The sequence below is a fragment of the Mesorhizobium sp. WSM4806 genome (genome assembly GCF_055811635.1).
This window is the reverse complement of record NZ_JBVVQZ010000025.1, coordinates 94,834-110,942: the sequence shown is the minus strand read 5'-3', so window position 1 is coordinate 110,942 and position 16,109 is coordinate 94,834. Positions and strand designations below refer to the sequence as shown.

The 16,109-nt window shown below is 62.7% G+C and carries 13 protein-coding genes and 1 pseudogene; 10 read left to right on the top strand and 4 right to left on the bottom strand.

Annotation, left to right across the window (positions count from 1 at the left end):
* Positions 1 to 607: 607 nt before the first annotated feature.
* The 4 genes and pseudogenes from AC0L2M_RS30400 to panB form a co-directional block, all read right to left on the bottom strand.
* The gene (locus AC0L2M_RS30400; protein WP_473536725.1) at positions 608 to 1,237 is read right to left on the bottom strand and encodes an acyl-homoserine-lactone synthase; all 630 of its coding nucleotides are present in this window, start codon (positions 1,235 to 1,237) and stop codon (positions 608 to 610) included.
* Between the two features lie 94 nt (positions 1,238 to 1,331).
* The gene (locus tag AC0L2M_RS30395; protein WP_065010609.1) at positions 1,332 to 2,057 is read right to left on the bottom strand and encodes a LuxR family transcriptional regulator; all 726 of its coding nucleotides are present in this window, start codon (positions 2,055 to 2,057) and stop codon (positions 1,332 to 1,334) included.
* Between the two features lie 112 nt (positions 2,058 to 2,169).
* Positions 2,170 to 3,059 (bottom strand): annotated as a pseudogene (gene panC / locus AC0L2M_RS30390) (pantoate--beta-alanine ligase).
* Entirely contained in the window at positions 3,056 to 3,892 is an 837-nt protein-coding gene (gene panB, locus AC0L2M_RS30385) for a 3-methyl-2-oxobutanoate hydroxymethyltransferase (RefSeq protein ID WP_473536724.1), read from the bottom strand. Before panB ends, panC begins: the two are co-directional and overlap by 4 nt.
* A gap of 173 nt (positions 3,893 to 4,065) precedes the next feature.
* Here panB and AC0L2M_RS30380 point away from each other — a divergent pair, with 173 nt between their 5' ends.
* From AC0L2M_RS30380 to AC0L2M_RS30335, 10 genes are all read left to right on the top strand, one after another.
* Positions 4,066 to 5,028: an NUDIX hydrolase gene (locus AC0L2M_RS30380; RefSeq protein WP_065010606.1), complete on the top strand. Its 963-nt coding sequence runs from the start codon at positions 4,066 to 4,068 to the stop codon at positions 5,026 to 5,028.
* 65 nt (positions 5,029 to 5,093) lie between these two features.
* The gene (gene nadA / locus AC0L2M_RS30375; protein ID WP_473536723.1) at positions 5,094 to 6,068 is read left to right on the top strand and encodes a quinolinate synthase NadA; all 975 of its coding nucleotides are present in this window, start codon (positions 5,094 to 5,096) and stop codon (positions 6,066 to 6,068) included.
* Positions 6,065 to 7,612 carry an L-aspartate oxidase gene (locus AC0L2M_RS30370; protein WP_473536722.1) on the top strand — a complete coding sequence of 516 codons (1,548 nt, stop codon included), beginning with the start codon at positions 6,065 to 6,067 and terminating at the stop codon, positions 7,610 to 7,612. The genes nadA and AC0L2M_RS30370 overlap by 4 nt, the downstream gene beginning before the upstream one ends.
* Positions 7,609 to 8,496, top strand: a complete 888-nt coding sequence (nadC, locus tag AC0L2M_RS30365) for a carboxylating nicotinate-nucleotide diphosphorylase (RefSeq protein ID WP_473532483.1) — start codon at positions 7,609 to 7,611, stop codon at positions 8,494 to 8,496. The genes AC0L2M_RS30370 and nadC overlap by 4 nt, the downstream gene beginning before the upstream one ends.
* A 225-nt stretch (positions 8,497 to 8,721) precedes the next feature.
* Positions 8,722 to 9,690 carry a biotin synthase BioB gene (gene bioB / locus AC0L2M_RS30360; RefSeq protein ID WP_473532506.1) on the top strand — a complete coding sequence of 323 codons (969 nt, stop codon included), beginning with the start codon at positions 8,722 to 8,724 and terminating at the stop codon, positions 9,688 to 9,690.
* A complete protein-coding gene (locus AC0L2M_RS30355) occupies positions 9,687 to 10,826 on the top strand; it encodes an 8-amino-7-oxononanoate synthase (protein ID WP_473536721.1) in 1,140 nt (379 codons plus the stop codon). The genes bioB and AC0L2M_RS30355 overlap by 4 nt, the downstream gene beginning before the upstream one ends.
* Positions 10,823 to 11,458 carry a dethiobiotin synthase gene (bioD, locus tag AC0L2M_RS30350; RefSeq protein ID WP_473536719.1) on the top strand — a complete coding sequence of 212 codons (636 nt, stop codon included), beginning with the start codon at positions 10,823 to 10,825 and terminating at the stop codon, positions 11,456 to 11,458. Before AC0L2M_RS30355 ends, bioD begins: the two co-directional genes overlap by 4 nt.
* A complete protein-coding gene (locus tag AC0L2M_RS30345) occupies positions 11,458 to 12,723 on the top strand; it encodes an adenosylmethionine--8-amino-7-oxononanoate transaminase (protein ID WP_473536718.1) in 1,266 nt (421 codons plus the stop codon). Before bioD ends, AC0L2M_RS30345 begins: the two co-directional genes overlap by 1 nt.
* Positions 12,720 to 13,703: a beta-ketoacyl-ACP synthase III gene (locus tag AC0L2M_RS30340; RefSeq protein ID WP_473532487.1), complete on the top strand. Its 984-nt coding sequence runs from the start codon at positions 12,720 to 12,722 to the stop codon at positions 13,701 to 13,703. The genes AC0L2M_RS30345 and AC0L2M_RS30340 overlap by 4 nt, the downstream gene beginning before the upstream one ends.
* A gap of 327 nt (positions 13,704 to 14,030) precedes the next feature.
* On the top strand, positions 14,031 to 15,677 hold the full coding sequence (locus AC0L2M_RS30335) for an MFS transporter (RefSeq protein WP_473536717.1): 1,647 nt from the start codon (positions 14,031 to 14,033) through the stop codon (positions 15,675 to 15,677).
* Positions 15,678 to 16,109: the final 432 nt, after the last annotated feature.

The window sequence follows — 16,109 nt, the reverse complement described above, 5'->3', positions numbered from 1 at the left end:
GCTCGCTACAGCGCTGTTGAGGGCGCTCGCGAGCGGCTTCGCTATCGCCGACCTACACCACGCGGTGGGACACGACCTTTGGCTCTTAGGCCTACGGCAGCGTTGATCCATGCCAGCAACACTTCTTACGTGGGAGCATGAATACGAACCCCGTTCGCCGAGCTATTGCGCGATTCACCATTCATTCACTTTATTAGCGCACGTTCAGAAGCGGACATGTTGGTGTAGCTCGTACGTGCCCAAAGCCCCGGCGCATCGACCCAGCGCCGGGGCTTTTTTGGTACCAGAAGGCACCGCTGAGAGGAGCAATCGTCCAGCGGTGCAGGCCTTGGCTGCTTGTGAACGATTCCGGAGTTGCTGCTTTTTTGCGGCGTAAAGAAATCCGGGCTTTTACAGTGTCCAAAAACTCGGGTGTCTGCGGCGGGGCGCGCCATTTGGCGTGGCAACGCTGGAACTGCGGATTGCACCTAAAAACTTCCCGGGCCAGGTCGTGCGGGGGAATCGACCGGAATAGTCGTAAGCTTCGCACTACGCCGTCCGGCCAGCATATCAACCGTACGTAGCGCACGCGGGCGGGAGCATTGGTCAGGCTGAGCATCGTTAAGCGCTACGCCGACAGGCCGAGAACCGGTTGCCATAATACAGGTCCGTTCAGACGTCCCCTCCAGCGGATGCGCTTGAGGCTAGCGTGGGAAATCTCGAGAAAACCGGCGACCGCCTCCGTGTTACCAACCGGCTTCGGCTGTCCGATGCGCGACAACGGCCACGTTGCGAGACGCAGGATCCGTTCCATGCGCGTATCGGTCACTGTCACAATCCGAGTGAGATTGTTCGCCAAGCCGAATTCGATCATGCCGGCGAAGAGCTCGTACGTTGCTTGCGCCAGTCCGCCAGACTTAGGCGCTGATGGAGGGAGATCGAGTGCGAAACGACTGCTCTCCCAAATGCGGGCACTCGCGGGCGCCGCAGTCTCACCCAGCAGCATCGGAAAGGTGTCGCGCAACATTGTCGGTCCGGTAGTCGGTAAAAGACGGACGCAACCGCAAATTCGCCAGTCGGATCCCTTGAGAAGCAGATAGACGGGGTTCAGGCTGTCAAATGCGTCTGTTTCCATATCGCCTTCGGTCTGAACTTCCCAATCCAGCCTTTCCTTGAAGACCCGATGCCTGAGCCCGTGCATTTCATTGAGCTCGTTTGGAAACTCGCCATAGAGCTCAGGTGTTATCAGCTGCATCATCTGTCGCCTCCGTGCAGGATGTGTTCCCGCTATCGAAGAGCAAAGCCGACATTGATGCAGCCTGTAGACCTTTACAGCTTTCCAACAAAAGGAGTCAGGATCTCCACTGACGGGACGCAGTTAGCCGTGCTATGCCCTGGTTTATGGTTCGCACGCCAAGCTTTGCCTTGGCGTTTTCCAAATGGAAGGTCACGGTGCGTTTCGAGACGCCGAGGATCTGGCTGATATCCCAGGCGGACTTACCGCGCGCCGCCCATTTCAGGGATTCGAACTCCCGCGGGGTCAGCGTTATGCCATCCACCACGCAATCTTCGGCGAGCTGGCGCCGGGCATGTATATGAAAGTTGATTGCGACCAGCTGCAATGCTTTTTCGTAGCGAGTGAGTGACCGCAAGAGAGGCGGACGGGACTGGTCGGAAGCGAAGGTCAGCGCCGCAAACCGGCCGCGACGGTCATGCATGGACATGGTCAATCCGCCGCGAATGCCAAAGTGAGCTGCTTTTTCCAGGATCTCTTGCTGCGAGGCGGGCAGACACTGGCGGGGTCGATCCACGCCCCAATCAAAAGTATCCCAGCCTTGCAGCCCGCGCAGGATCACCGGATCATGGCTGTGGTAGCGCAGTTGCAGATAGTGCGATGTCCAGGATGAAGGATAATTTGAAATCAATCGCGGCCTCTGGCCGGAGGCCGACGGGTAACTGAAATAGGCGAAGAGCGGAAAGTCGAAGCCGGCTGCGGCGGACGCAATCGCCTCATGGAGGTCGACCGCATCGACGCTTGCAGAGAGTTGCTCGACGAAGTTTTCGAATACGCGATACATCAGCCCCTTTGCGCCACCTCCTCGAATGTTGCTCGACGCCAGGCGGAAACCTGGGTTTAAATGACCCCGCATCGATGCGACGCGGACGATTTGGTCGCCATCATCGCCGGCATTACTTTGTTGCTTCCCCGTGAAGCGAACGCCGCGCACCTGGCCGCATACCAACCGGGGATGTTGAGACGTTATCGATGAGCCGTGTGTCGCCGAGCCAAGCCGCGATAAGCAACGGTCAAGCCTTGCTAGCGGCTGCAGGTCTGTTTCGCCGCGAAGTTCCAGGTACTCGACCTCGCGAAAGCCTGTCGCCAGAATTGTTGCACGCGCTTCATCAAGCATGGGCAGGACAGGAGAGCCACGCGCAAGCCGCTCAGCCGTGTCGAGCAAGACCGAAGCCAGCTTTGGGGCAATGGCGCGTTCTGCTGGCGAGAGCCGGCTATTGCGCGACGATAGGGCAAGACCATCGGCTTCGCGGACTGTCGGACATGCGAGCACGGTGATCGGGAGGTCAAGGTCCCGGACCAAGCGCCTGACAAGCTGAAGCTGCTGGAAATCTTTTTCGCCAAAGAAGGCGAAGTCAGCGCCGGTCTGCAGGAAGAGCTTGGCCACGACCGTCGCCACGCCATCGAAATGGCCGGGCCGGAAGGCGCCGCACAGGCCCTCGCTGAGAGTGGACACCGAAACGGCCGTGGCGAAGCCCGCTGGGTACATCTCGTCTGCATCCGGCACATAGAGCAGATGTGCGCCTGTCGGCACGAGCTTGGCAGCATCTTCGTTTTCCGTCCGGGGATAGGCGGCAAGGTCGGCGGCACTGTTGAACTGCTTGGGATTGACGAACAGCGTCACGACTACCCGCTCGGCCTTCTGAAGCGCGGCACGCACGAGGCTCAGATGGCCTTCGTGCAAGGCTCCCATGGTCGGCACAACGGCGATACGGGTGCCTGAGCGACGCCATCCCGCGGCAACAGCGCGGAGCTCGGCAACGGTTCGAACGATCGGCACGCTCATGTGACGCCTCCGGCCTCCGTCTCGTTGGCGTAGAGATGTTCGGCCGCCGGAAAGCGCCGTTCCCTCACGTCTGCGGCGTAAGCCGCTATCGCCGCATCGGCCTGGTTGCCTAGTTCGGCGTAGCGCTTGACGAATTTCGGCCGGAAAGAGCTGAAAAGCCCGAGCATATCGTCGCTGACCAGAATCTGGCCGTCGCAGGCGAGCGAGGCACCGATGCCGATCGTGGGGACGGCGATCTCCGCAGTGATGCGCCTTGCAAGCGGCTCGGGCACTTTCTCCAGCACCACAGAGAAAGCGCCGGCCTCCGTGACCGCACCGGCGTCGCGCCTGATGCGCTCGGCATCGTCTCCCCGCCCCTGGACGCGGTAGCCGCCGAGAGTATTGACCGCCTGCGGCGTCAAGCCGACATGGGCCATGACAGGCACGCCGCGCGCGGCGAGGAAGCGGATCGTCTCGGCCATGGTCTGGCCCCCCTCGAGCTTCACCGCTGCACAACCGGTCTCCGCCATCAGGCGCGCAGCGTTGCGGAAGGCCTGCTCGGGGCTTTCTTCATAGGAACCGAATGGCAGGTCTACGACCATCAATGCTCGCACCAGACCGCGGCGCACCGCCTGGCCGTGCATGATCATCATGTCGAGAGTGACGCCCAGCGTCGACGAGAGGCCGTGCAGGACCATGCCGACGCTGTCGCCGACGAGAACGATGTCGCAGTGTCGATCGGCCAACCTGGCGATCGGCGTGGTATATGCCGTCAGGCAGACGAGTGGAGTCTGGCCTTTCCCCATCCGAACATCCGGCGGTGCAATTCCCTTTGGATCACCAGCTGCGCTCAACCCATCCCTCCTTCCCTAGCGTTACCCGCCGCAGGTGTCGCGTTTGGCACATTTTTGTGCAAGTGCGAAGAGCTAAAAATGGGGATGCAGCTGTGCGGTGTTGACGTGCGGACAGCCTCGCTTACATTAAATCGATTAAGGCTCCCGGGCACGGGTCAACCACTTTCACGAACATGGACGATCAGGCAACAGGAACCAGGAAAGACAAAGCCGGCAAGGCGGACCAAGTCAAAGTGGACCTGATCGCCGTCGTCGTGGCCGTAAATGAAAGTGACCCCTGTCTCCTAACCATCGGGGAGGCTGACACCCTGCCGTCCGGACCTTTTGCGCTTGAGCACCGGTCGCCGCAATCCGGTTTGAGGGGGTGGGTCGAGCAGCAGACCGGCCAGCCCTTGGGGTACATCGAGCAGCTTTACACCTTCGCCGATCGGGACCGAATCGGCGTCGAACGCCAGCAACGCGTCATCTCCATCAGCTATCTCGCTTTGACCAGCAAAGAACAGGCAGCGGGCTCATCCAAGTGCGGCTGGCAAAGCTGGTACGACTATTTTCCATGGGAGGACCACCGCTCCGGCACCCCGCCGGTGGTGCTGGATGTTGTGCGACCGCGCTTGATCGGTTGGGCAGACGGAGCCAGCGACGCGGCCACGCGACGCGAACGCCGGCAGCGGGCGGCGATCGCCTTTGGCTTCGACGACCGTTATTGGAACGAGGAGCTCGTGCTTCAGCGATATGAGTTACTTTATGAAGCAGGCCTGGTCCAAGAGGCCGGAAGCGGACGGGAGACGCCGCTTCCCCTGGTGCCGAGCAAACCTATGGTCGCTGATCATCGCCGTATCGTGGCAACGGGCATTGCGCGGCTGCGCTCCAAGATCAAATACCGGCCCGTCGTCTTTGAGCTTATGCGACCGACCTTTACGCTACTGCAGCTGCAGCGAACCGTGGAGGCGCTCGCCGGCAGGCTCATCCACAAGCCCAACTTTCGCCGCCTGATCGAGCAACAGGAACTGGTCGAGGAGACCGGTGAGACAACTGCGGAGACCGGTGGTCGGCCGGCGAAGCTCTACCGCTTCCGCCACGCCGTTCTCGACGAAAGGGCCATCGCCGGGACAAAATTGCCGCTGGCGCGGGGTTGACATCCCTTATACTCACGGCAAGTATATACCGGTTATCTTCAACTAGAGTATAAGCGGGGGCATCAATGAGCGCCGTGCTGCCTACGGCCGCGTTCCTCTACGAGCGCGTCCGGCGCGTGATCCCGCCGATTGAATGGCCGTCTTTCGTGGACGATATCGAAGCCATCCTTGCGCTGAAGCGCGATCGCAATGCGGTCATCCTTGCGCACAACTACCAAACGCCGGAGATTTTCCATTGCGTAGCCGACATTGTCGGCGACAGCCTCGCACTGGCCCGCAAGGCGGCTACGGTCGAGGCGCAAATCATCGTGGTTGCCGGCGTGCATTTCATGGCCGAGACGGCCAAGCTGCTTAATCCGAACAAGACCGTGCTTATCCCCGACCTCGGCGCTGGTTGCTCGCTGGCCGATTCGATCACGGCACAAGACGTGCGGCTGATGCGACAGAGTTATCCCGGCGTGCCCATTGTCACCTATGTCAACACCTCCGCCGCTGTGAAAGCCGAGTCCGACATCTGCTGCACCTCGGGCAACGCAAAGGCGGTGGTGGAATCGCTCGGCGCGCCGCGTGTGATCATGCTGCCCGACGAATATCTCGCCAAGAACGTCGCCGCCGAGACGAAGGTCGGGATCATCGCCTGGAAGGGTCGTTGCGAGGTGCATGAGCGCTTCACCCCGGCCGATATTCGCGAACTGCGCGCCGCACATCCGGGTGTGATCGTGCTGGCCCATCCCGAATGCCCCCCGGACGTTGTCACAGAGGCGGATTTTTCGGGTTCCACCGCGGCCATGTCGGATTTTGTCGAGCGGGAAAAACCACCCCGCGTAGTGTTGATGACGGAATGTTCGATGAGCGACAATGTCGCGATCGCGAATCCCGACGTCGAGTTCGTCCGCCCCTGCAATCTCTGTCCGCACATGAAGCGCATCACGCTGGCTAACATTCGCGTCGCACTCGAGGAGAACCGGCATGAGGTTCGGATCGATCCCGGGATTGCAGGGCGCGCGCGCCGTTCGGTCGAGCGTATGCTTTCCATATGAGCCTCGACGTTCATGACATCGGCGGGGCGCCGGTCATCATCGGCGCCGGTGTGGCAGGCCTGATGACGGCGCTTCATCTGGCGCCGGAACCGGTTGTGCTTCTGTCCAATGCGGGGCTGGGAACCGGAGCCTGCAGCGAGCTCGCCCAAGGCGGTCTTGCGGCAAGCGTCGGCGGCGAGGACAGTCCCGAACTTCATCTTTGTGACACCGTCGCGGCCGGCGACGGTCTCTGCGACGTGACGACGGTGCGGCGAACGGTCCGAGCTGCACCTGAAGCGATCAGGACTCTAGAGCGCTTCGGTGTCGCATTTGACCGACGCGCTGACGGCGCGTTGCGGCTCGGGCTTGAGGCCGCGCACTCGCAGCGGCGGATCGTGCATGCGGCGGGCGATGCCACCGGTCGCGAGCTGGTCCGCGCGCTGATCGCCGCGGCACGGCGCACATCCTCCATCACTATCCTGGAAAACGTGGAGGCCCGCCGGCTTGTCGTGGAAGACGGGGCGATTATCGCCGTGGTCGCGGCCGGGTGCACGGGCGCAATCGCCTTGCCAACGCGCCGCGCGGTCTTGGCGACCGGCGGCATCGGCGGCTTGTTTAGCGATACGACAAACCCGCCTGGCTCATGTGGACAGGGGCTCGCGCTGGCCGCCTGTGCCGGGGCGGAGTTCGCCGACCTGGAATTCGTGCAGTTCCACCCGACCGCCCTCGAGGGTGCGCGGCGGCCGATGCCGCTGGTGAGCGAAGCGGTGCGCGGCGAGGGTGCTGTGCTCATCGACGAGCAAGGAGAGCGTTTCCTCGCTGAAACCCCCGGGGGCGAGCTTGCGCCTCGCGACGTGGTTGCGCGCGCGGTTTGGCACCAGCTCGCTGCCGGACGCCGTGTGTTCCTGGACGCAAGGCAATGTCTCGGCCTCAGATTTGGCAAGCGCTTTCCGGCGATCGCCGATTTGTGCCGCCAGGCCGGCATCGATCCCGCGACCGACCCGATCCCGGTGCGCCCGGCGGCACATTATCACATGGGCGGTGTTGCTGTAGACGCTGCCGGCCGCAGTTCCATCGAGGGATTGTGGGCATGTGGCGAGGTCGCATGCACCGGTCTGCACGGCGCGAACCGACTCGCCAGCAACTCGCTTATCGAAGCGGCGGTCACAGCGAGCTGGGTTGCTGAAAGCGTCGCCGACGTATCACACACCCGGCGTCCGCGCGTGTGTTCCGCATTCGTGCCTCGACGGCCAGACGCCTCCGGCATCCGCCCAATCGTCTCGGCCGCGCTCGGCATCATACGCGATAGCGAGACGCTACGCGACGGGGTGGCGACCCTGTTGCCGATCGCAGCTCACGACAGCGCTGCCTCCGGCCCCGCCTTGGTCGCGCTGATGATCGCCATTGCGGCCCTGCGGCGCGAAGAGAGCCGCGGCTCGCACTGTCGTTCCGATTTCCCCGGACGCGATGCAGATGCGCGCCAGTCACGGCTGACACTGCGCAGCGCAATACAGACCGCAGTCGCACTCAGCTGGCGGGCGCCGATACGGAGCACCCTGACATGAATTCGTTCTCACCCCTTCCCTCAACCCTGATCGAGCCGATCGTGCGCGGTGCTCTTCTCGAAGACCTGGGCAGATGCGGTGATCTGACCAGCGACGCCGTGATCCCGCGTGATCGCACGGCCACCTTGGTGCTCAAGTCGCGACAGATGGGCATCGTTGCCGGTCTCGATCTGGCCGCCTTCGCCTTCATGCTCGTCGAGCCTGCGATCGACATGCACATCTGGCGAGCTGACGGCAGCGATGTCGCGGCGGGCGAGACTATCGCCAAGTTGTGCGGACCGGCGCGAGGCCTGCTCACGGCCGAGCGCACGGCGCTCAATTTTCTGTGCCGCCTGAGCGGCATCGCCACTGCCACAGCGACGATGGTCGAGGCCGTGCGTGGCCACAAGGCGAAGATCGTGTGCACGCGAAAGACGACGCCCGGCCTGCGCGCGCTGGAGAAATATGCGGTACGCGTCGGCGGCGGCGCCAATCACCGCTTCGGGCTCGACGACGCCGTGCTGATCAAGGACAACCACATCGCGATCGCCGGCGATATTCGCACGGCAATAGAGCGGGCGCGCGCCACCGCGGGCCACATGGTGAAGATCGAGGTCGAGGTCGAGACCCTTGAGCAGCTCGATACAGCGCTCACGCTGGGAGTCGACGCAGTGCTGCTCGACAATATGTCGGTTGAGGACCTTGCACGCGCCGTGGCAATCGTCGGTGGCCGCGCCATCACCGAGGCTTCCGGTCGGGTGACGCCGAAAATGGCTCCGTCGATTGCTGCGACGGGGGTCGACCTCATCTCAGTCGGATGGCTGACACACAGCGCGCCTATCCTCGACATCGGCCTGGATATGCCGGCGCATCGGCGCGCGCTTGAACTGATGGAGATGGAATGAAAAGCATTCCCCCCTCCGCTGGAGCGCGCCGACGCAGGAGCTGCTCCATGCGAGCCTGCATCTTTGTGCGGCGCACCCTTCAACTGGTTCAGGCTCATCGGGCTGATCGACGATCGTAGCGAACCCGAGGAGGGTCGACAGACTCCTGCACGTGCTGTCGGACCAGCGACAAAGCTTTTGACGACGACGATTGGAACGAACTCGGAGTGCGACGTGAAGCAAGCCATGCAATCGATCGAGGGGGCACTATGCCGATGGAACCGCAAAGAGGCCGAGGCTATCCACGGGATGCCGTTCAATGACCTGCTCTTCCTGGCTCAGACAATCCACCGCCAGAACTTCGATCGCAACCGGGTGCAGCTGTCGCGGCTGCTCAGCATCAAGACCGGCGGATGCCCGGAGGATTGCGGCTATTGCAGCCAGTCTACGCATAACAAAACCGACCTGAAGGCATCCAAGCTGATGGAGGTGGAGCGTGTCATTGCCGAAGCGATCAAGGCGCGGGACGCCGGCGCCACCCGCTATTGCATGGGCGCCGCATGGCGCAGTCCGAAGGAACGCGACATGGGCTCCGTGGTCGCCATGATCGAGGGCGTGAAGGCGCTCGGCATGGAGACCTGCATGACGCTTGGAATGCTGGACCTCAGTCAGGCGCAGCGCCTGAAGGCGGCCGGTCTCGACTACTACAACCACAACATCGACACGTCCGAGCGCTATTACGGCGAGGTTGTTTCAACCAGGACCTTTGCCGACCGGCTGGAAACACTTGGGCATGTGCGCGAGGTTGGCATGAAGGTCTGCTGCGGCGGCATTGTCGGGATGGGAGAGGAAAAGGCCGATCGCATCGACATGCTGGTCACACTCGCGAACCTGCCCGAGCCGCCGGAAAGCGTGCCGATCAACATGCTTATCCCCATCGAAGGCACGCCGCTTGCGGAGGCCGAGCCCATCGATCCGATCGAATTCGTCCGTACCATTGCGCTCGCCCGCATAATGATGCCGAAGTCCTATGTAAGGCTCTCCGCCGGCAGGACGGCGATGAGCGATGAAACGCAGGCGCTGTGCTTCTTTGCCGGCGCCAATTCGATCTTTGTCGGCGACATGCTGCTGACGGCGGACAATCCCGGCGAGGACAAGGATAATCGTCTATTCAGGCGTCTCGGCATTGAGCCGATGCCACGCGAGGCAAGATGAACGAGCCGCCGCTTGCCCGCTATGAAGCAACCTTGCAGGGTCTGGCACGCAAGGGCCGGCTGCGGACACTGGCGCCGCGCGCCGGGCTCGACTTCTCGTCCAACGATTATCTCGGGCTTGCTGCCTCGAAGAGACTTGGCGATGCAGTCGCGGCGGCAATCGAGGGGGGCACCCCGGTCGGCGCTACCGGATCGCGGCTCCTGCGCGGCAACGCGCCGGAGCATGAGGCGTTGGAGGCAGATGCGGCCGCGTTCTTCGGGGCCGAACAGGCGCTGTTCTTCGGCAGCGGCTACATCGCCAACTTCGCCCTGCTGAGCGCCCTGCCGCAGAAGGGTGACCTGCTGATCCTCGACGAACTCGCGCATGCCAGCATGCATGAAGGGGCGCGGGCTGGACGCGCTGAGTTCAGGCCGGCCACGCACAACGACATAGATGCTTTTGAGGACGCGATCAGGCGCTGGCGCGCCGAAGGTGGCATGGGGCATGTCTGGATCGGGGTCGAAAGCCTGTACAGCATGGACGGCGACTGCGCGCCGATGGAAAGCCTGGTCGCGCTTGCCGATCGGTACGAGGCATTCATAGTGGTTGACGAGGCGCATGCCACGGGCGTCTGGGGACCGGACGGCCGGGGGATGGCCGCCGCTTTCGAGGGCCGCGACAACATTGTCGCGCTCCACACATGCGGCAAGGCGCTCGGCGCATCCGGCGCACTCGTCACTGGGCCGGGAGTGCTGTGCGACTATATTGTCAACCGCTGCCGGCCCTTTATCTACGCCACCGCGCCATCGCCGCTAATGGCGGTGGCGGCGCGCGAAGCGCTCGCAATCCTGGTCGACGAGCCGATGCGCCGCGTTCAGCTGCATGAGCACGTTGCCTTCGCGGGCCGCCAACTGGCCGAGCGCTGTGGCGTGGCGCGGAGCGGCTCGCAGATCCAGCCACTTGTCATTGGGGAGGTGACGCGCACCATGGCGATCGCGGCGGCTCTGCAGGCTCGCGGCTTTGACATACGAGGCATTCGTCCGCCGACAGTGCCGGAGGGTACCTCGCGGCTGCGCATTTCGCTGACGCTCAATGTCGGCAAGGCTGACATTTCGGCCATGGTCGAGACGCTCGTCGAGGTGTTGGGCACGGCATGACCACGCGTATCGTCGTCACCGGAACAGACACCGGAATAGGGAAGACCGTGTTTTCGGCTGGGCTCGCCGGGCTGCTCGACGGCTTTTACTGGAAGCCGGTGCAATCGGGTCTCGATGAGGAGACCGACAGTGAGGCGGTTGAACGGCTCGCCGGCCTGCCGTCAGGGCGCGTGCTGCCGGAAGCTCACCGCTTGAAGAGCCCGCTGTCGCCGCATCGTTCAGCCGAAATTGACGGCGTCTCGATTGAGGCTGCCGATCTTGCATTTCCGGTCCTGCCGACACCGCTCGTCATCGAAGGCGCTGGCGGACTGATGGTGCCGATCAACCGACAGACAAGATTTATTGACATCTTCGCTGAATGGCGGCTGCCGGTCATTCTGTGCGCCCGCACCGCGCTCGGCACGATCAACCACACTCTGCTGTCGATCGAAGCCCTGCGGGCTCGCTCCATCCCGCTGATCGGCATCGCCTTCATCGGCGAAGAGGTAGCCGATACGCAAAGGACAATCACTGAATTCGGCGCGGTGCGTCAGCTCGGCAGGCTGCCACACCTCGTTCCGTTGACGCGCGAAACTCTGCGGAAGGCGATGTTTGCCGGCTTCGACCTCGCCAAGATTGCCGGAGGCGAATGATGTCGCGGTCGCCGGTCTGGCATCCATTCACCCAGCACGCGATCGAGCCGGCCATGCCGTCCGTTGTCCGCACGGAAGGGGCTTGGCTAGAGACGAATGACGGAAGGCATATCCTCGATGCAATCTCCTCCTGGTGGGTGGTCACCCACGGACACCGCCATCCACGGATCATGGAAGCAATCCGGAATGCGACTGAGATGCTCGACCAGGTGATCTTCGCCGGTATCACCCATCAGCCGGCAGAGCAATTGGCCTCCGCCCTGATCGAAATAGTGCCGGCAGGCCTCGACTGGGTCTTCTATTCCGACAGCGGATCCACGTCCGTCGAAGTCGCGCTGAAGATGGCGCTCGGCTATTACCGCAACATCGGCGCGCCGCGTTCGCGCATCGCCGTCATGGAGCACAGCTATCATGGCGACACCATCGGCACGATGAGCGTCGGCGCCCGTGGCGTGTTCAACGCCGCCTATGAGCCCTTGCTGTTCGACGTCGACACCATCCCCTTCCCGGCCGCGGGGCGCGAGCAGGAGACGCTGGATCGGTTCGAGGCCGTCAGCCGCGACCGACGAGCCGCCGCCCTGATCGTAGAGCCGCTCGTGCTCGGCGCCGGCGGCATGCTGATGTATCCGGCCTGGGTCCTGGCCGAATTGAAAAAGATCACTGAGGCCTCCGGCACGCTGCTGATCGCCGACGAGGTGATGACCGGCTGGGGGCGCACCGGAAGCACGTTCGCCTGCGAGCAGGCGCTGATCTCTCCGGACATACTATGCACCTCGAAGGGCTTGAGCGGCGGCGCGATCCCACTGGCGGCCACACTCGCGACCGATGCCATCTTCCAGGCCCATTACTCCGAAGATCGGCAGAAGACCTTTTTCCACTCGAGCTCCTACACCGCCAATCCGATCGCTTGCGCGGCAGCACTCGCCAATGTCGAGATCTGGCGGGACGAGCCGGTGGCCGAGCGGATTGCGGCCTTGAGCGCCGGGCAGGCCCTCGGGCTTCGACGCTTTCGCAACAATGCCAACTTCACAGATTGCCGGGCGACCGGCACGATCGCAGCTCTCGATCTGCGCGCCGGCTCGGCCGGCTATCTGGCCGAGATCGGACCAAAGCTGCGCGCTTTCTTCCTCGAGCGCGGCCTGCTCGTGCGCCCGCTCGGTAATGTGCTCTATGTTCTGCCGCCCTATTGCATCACCGGAGAGGAACTCGACGGATTGTATGACGCCTTCGAAGAGGCCGGCGAACGCTTCGGTCCGAGCGCATGAGCAGATCGTCGCGCTTTCTCGGGTTTGGAGATCATGCGCCGGCCCGAAAGGTGGAGAACCAGGAAATCGAGACCCGTCTTGGACTCGAACCCGGCTGGATCGAGCGGCGCACCGGAATTCGCTCGCGCTTCTGGGCAACCGACCAGGATACGCTGTCGGGCCTTGCCGCGCACGCCGGCGACATGGCACTGGCGAATTCCGGCCTCGACCGTGGCGACATCGGCCTGCTATTACTCGCCACCTCGACGCCCGATCACCTTCTGCCGCCCAGCGCCCCGCTGGTAGCACATCGCCTGGGCTTAGGCCGCGCCGGTGCGATTGATCTCACAGGCGCCTGCGCCGGCTTCATCTATGCCCTGATGTTTGCGGACGGATTCACCCGCCTCCATGGCAAAGCGAGCCTGGTCATCGCCGCCAACATCCTCAGTCGCCGCATCAATCCAGTCGAGCGCGCAAGCGCGGTGCTGTTTGCCGATGCCGCCGGCGCCGTGGTGGTTGGTCCGTGCGAAGAGCCGGATCGGGGCATTCTCGGCGCCGCGTTGGCTTCGGACGGCTCGCGCTACGGCCTGATCCAGATTCCCGCCGGAGGAAGCAACACACCGTTCCACGGCGGCATGGACCTCGAGCAGACCCGCATGACGATCGCCAACGGCCGCGAAGTGTTCGCCAAGGCCGTGGAGATGATGTCTCGCTGCTCGCAGGACGCGCTCTCTGCTGCCCGAATGCGGTCGCAAGACATCGACAGGTTCGTGCCACACCAGGCCAATGCCCGCATTTTCGATGTGGTCGGGAGGAACCTCGGAATCGCCGATGAAGCAATCGTCAAGACGATCGCCGAGTACGGCAACTCTTCCGCCGCGACCATCCCGCTCTCGCTCTCGCTTTCGCATCGGGCGCAGCCGTTTCGGCCGGGCGAAAAGGTTCTCCTTGCGGCGGCGGGTGCCGGTCTCACCGGAGGCGCCCTCATCCTCGGAATTTAGCGGTACGACGGCCATGCACAGGATTTGTCACGAATGACACTAGCAAAACGGGCCCAATGCGAAAAAAATAGTCGCCGGCAAGCTGCATGGGCGCTGGTTCGGTGACGCGAGAGCGAAAACCCTGCAGACGATTTTCTCGAGCAGGACGATCGGCAAGGCTAGCTTGCTGGGCGAGGAGTGGTTTGCGCCAGTCTAGAGAGCGGAGGTATCCAACTCCTCATTGCGATGAAGTCATCCTCGATATGTCGGCCCTTATTGGCCAACATCGTAACGGCAGTAGTGGCAGCCGTGAATTGAATAACCGGCCCCTCGAAGGCATCAACCGTCATGCAGTCCGAAAAAAATGCTCATCTGCCTGTCTCAACAACGCTGGCTCCATTTCGGAACCCGGTGTTTCGCTCGATCTGGACGGCCACACAAATATCCAGCCTCGGGTGGCTCGTGCAAACGGTGGCCATCAGTTGGCTGATGGCCACGATTTCCGCTTCGGATCTGATGGTTGCACTCGTGCAGGCCGCATCCACATTGCCGGTATTCTTCCTCTCAATTCTTGCCGGAGCCATCGCCGACAACTTCAGCCGCCGATGGGTGATGTTTGCGGGGCACTTCCTGATAGCCTTGGCATCGACGACGCTGATGATTTCGGTGGGCCTGGGATTTGTCGATCCCTGGCTCCTACTTGGATTGGGCTTTCTGGCTGGCTGCGGCTTCGCTCTGAATGATCCGGCCTGGCATGCCTCGGTCGGCGATATCTTGGACAAGCGCGACATTCCGGCCGCAGTGACGCTGATGTCTGTCGGATATAACATCATACGCAGCATAGGACCCGCTTTGGGTGGGACGATGCTGGCCTTCTTTGGGCCGCTCGCCGCTTTCGCCCTGGCCGCGCTGAGCGATCTGGTCCCTCTCGGCGCGATATGGCGTACCAAATGGAAGGTTCGCACTTCGCCTCTCCCTCGTGAGCGAATGACGATGGCAATTCATGACGGAGTGCGCTTCACGGTATTGTCCTTGGAGATCAGGGCAGCGATTGCCCGTGCAACCTTTTTCGGGCTGGCAAGCATCTCCATACTTGCGCTACTCCCACTAGTCGTCCGGGATCAGCTGAAAAGCGGCCCAATCGTCTACGGCATCTTGCTGGCCGGCTTCGGCATGGGTGCTTTCGTCGCGGGCATGAGCAATAGCTTTTTAAGGCGGATCACGTCTCAAAACAGGCTGGTATCGTTCGCCTCTGTTGCTTGTGCAGCATGTTGCCTTTCCCTTGCACTCACATCCTCGGTCGCCGTGGCGGCCATTTCGCTGGCACTTGGTGGCGCGGGTTGGCTTATCACCTGGACCGGCATCGACGTGTCGGTGCAGCTGGCAAGCCCAAGGTGGGTCGTCGGCCGCACACTGTCGATATACTACGCCCTGAGCGCAGGGGGTATGGCGGCCGGCAGCTGGATCTGGGGTACTGTCGCACAGGACTACTCCTTAGCCTGGGCTCTGGAGGGCGCCGCAGGCGCTCTGTTGCTGGTTGCAGCTGCGGGTATACTGTTCCCGGTCCGTCCATGGGAAGAAGCGGATCAGGAAAGTTCGGATTTTCACCCGCCGGAGCTGGCACTCGAGTTGAAGCCGAGGAGTGGCCCCATAGTCGTCAAGGTCGAGTATCTTATAGCCGAAGAGAATATCGAGACCTTTCTGGGCTACATGCGCGCAAGGCGCCATGTTCAGAGCCGTGCCGGTGCGCGAAACTGGACACTCCAGCGAAATCTTCAAACGCCTTCGGTTTGGACAGAGACATTCCGCACGCCAACCTGGATGGACTTTCTTCGCCTGAATCATCGGCTCACGGCAGCGGACAAGGAAGTCGGCCAGCGTCTCCTGGCACTGCATGATGGAGAGCGTCCTCCGCAAACAGTGCTTTCGATCGAACGAACGACTGAGGCAGCTCGTACCCGTGCCTCGACAATCTTTTCTCGTCCTCCGAGGTGACGTGATCACGAAAGCGATCGCATCGCGCATTGGGATCTGCCGCGCCGGTCGACTTGAAGCAGCGCGAAGGCCGCATCCCAGTACGCGGAGCCTATGCGTCCGGCGCTCTCTCGCGAATACCCATGCCGCCGCGGGGCTCGAGGCCGGGGGCAGGAACGGTCCGTTCTGGGCCATCTTCGATGCGGCGCGCGACGGCAAGAAGGAGGGCATCGGTTTCGAGCGCTGGTGGTCGCGCCTGCGCACAAGCCGATCAGCATCACGTTCGACGTGCGCTTCAGCAGCGCTGTGCGGCTCAGAGACTGGCAGAGGAGGATCTGACTCGCTACCGGCTGGCGCTGGGCCAGCCGGAACCAGGCCTGTTCGAAGACGGCGCTGGCGCTCGACCTTTCGGCGCCGGACATGGAGTGAGGGTGGGCGACGGAGCACCAGTCG

What these genes read in the sequence shown, in the direction of transcription:
- AC0L2M_RS30400 (WP_473536725.1), bottom strand. Translation starts at nt 1,237, where the DNA reads ATGATGCAGCTGATAACACCTGAGCTCTATGGCGAGTTTCCAAACGAG.
- AC0L2M_RS30395 (WP_065010609.1), bottom strand. Translation starts at nt 2,057, where the DNA reads ATGTATCGCGTATTCGAAAACTTCGTCGAGCAACTCTCTGCAAGCGTC.
- AC0L2M_RS30380 (WP_065010606.1), top strand. Translation starts at nt 4,066, where the DNA reads ATGGACGATCAGGCAACAGGAACCAGGAAAGACAAAGCCGGCAAGGCG.
- nadA (WP_473536723.1), top strand. Translation starts at nt 5,094, where the DNA reads ATGAGCGCCGTGCTGCCTACGGCCGCGTTCCTCTACGAGCGCGTCCGG.
- AC0L2M_RS30370 (WP_473536722.1), top strand. Translation starts at nt 6,065, where the DNA reads ATGAGCCTCGACGTTCATGACATCGGCGGGGCGCCGGTCATCATCGGC.
- nadC (WP_473532483.1), top strand. Translation starts at nt 7,609, where the DNA reads ATGAATTCGTTCTCACCCCTTCCCTCAACCCTGATCGAGCCGATCGTG.
- bioB (WP_473532506.1), top strand. Translation starts at nt 8,722, where the DNA reads ATGCAATCGATCGAGGGGGCACTATGCCGATGGAACCGCAAAGAGGCC.
- AC0L2M_RS30355 (WP_473536721.1), top strand. Translation starts at nt 9,687, where the DNA reads ATGAACGAGCCGCCGCTTGCCCGCTATGAAGCAACCTTGCAGGGTCTG.
- bioD (WP_473536719.1), top strand. Translation starts at nt 10,823, where the DNA reads ATGACCACGCGTATCGTCGTCACCGGAACAGACACCGGAATAGGGAAG.
- AC0L2M_RS30345 (WP_473536718.1), top strand. Translation starts at nt 11,458, where the DNA reads ATGTCGCGGTCGCCGGTCTGGCATCCATTCACCCAGCACGCGATCGAG.
- AC0L2M_RS30340 (WP_473532487.1), top strand. Translation starts at nt 12,720, where the DNA reads ATGAGCAGATCGTCGCGCTTTCTCGGGTTTGGAGATCATGCGCCGGCC.
- AC0L2M_RS30335 (WP_473536717.1), top strand. Translation starts at nt 14,031, where the DNA reads ATGCAGTCCGAAAAAAATGCTCATCTGCCTGTCTCAACAACGCTGGCT.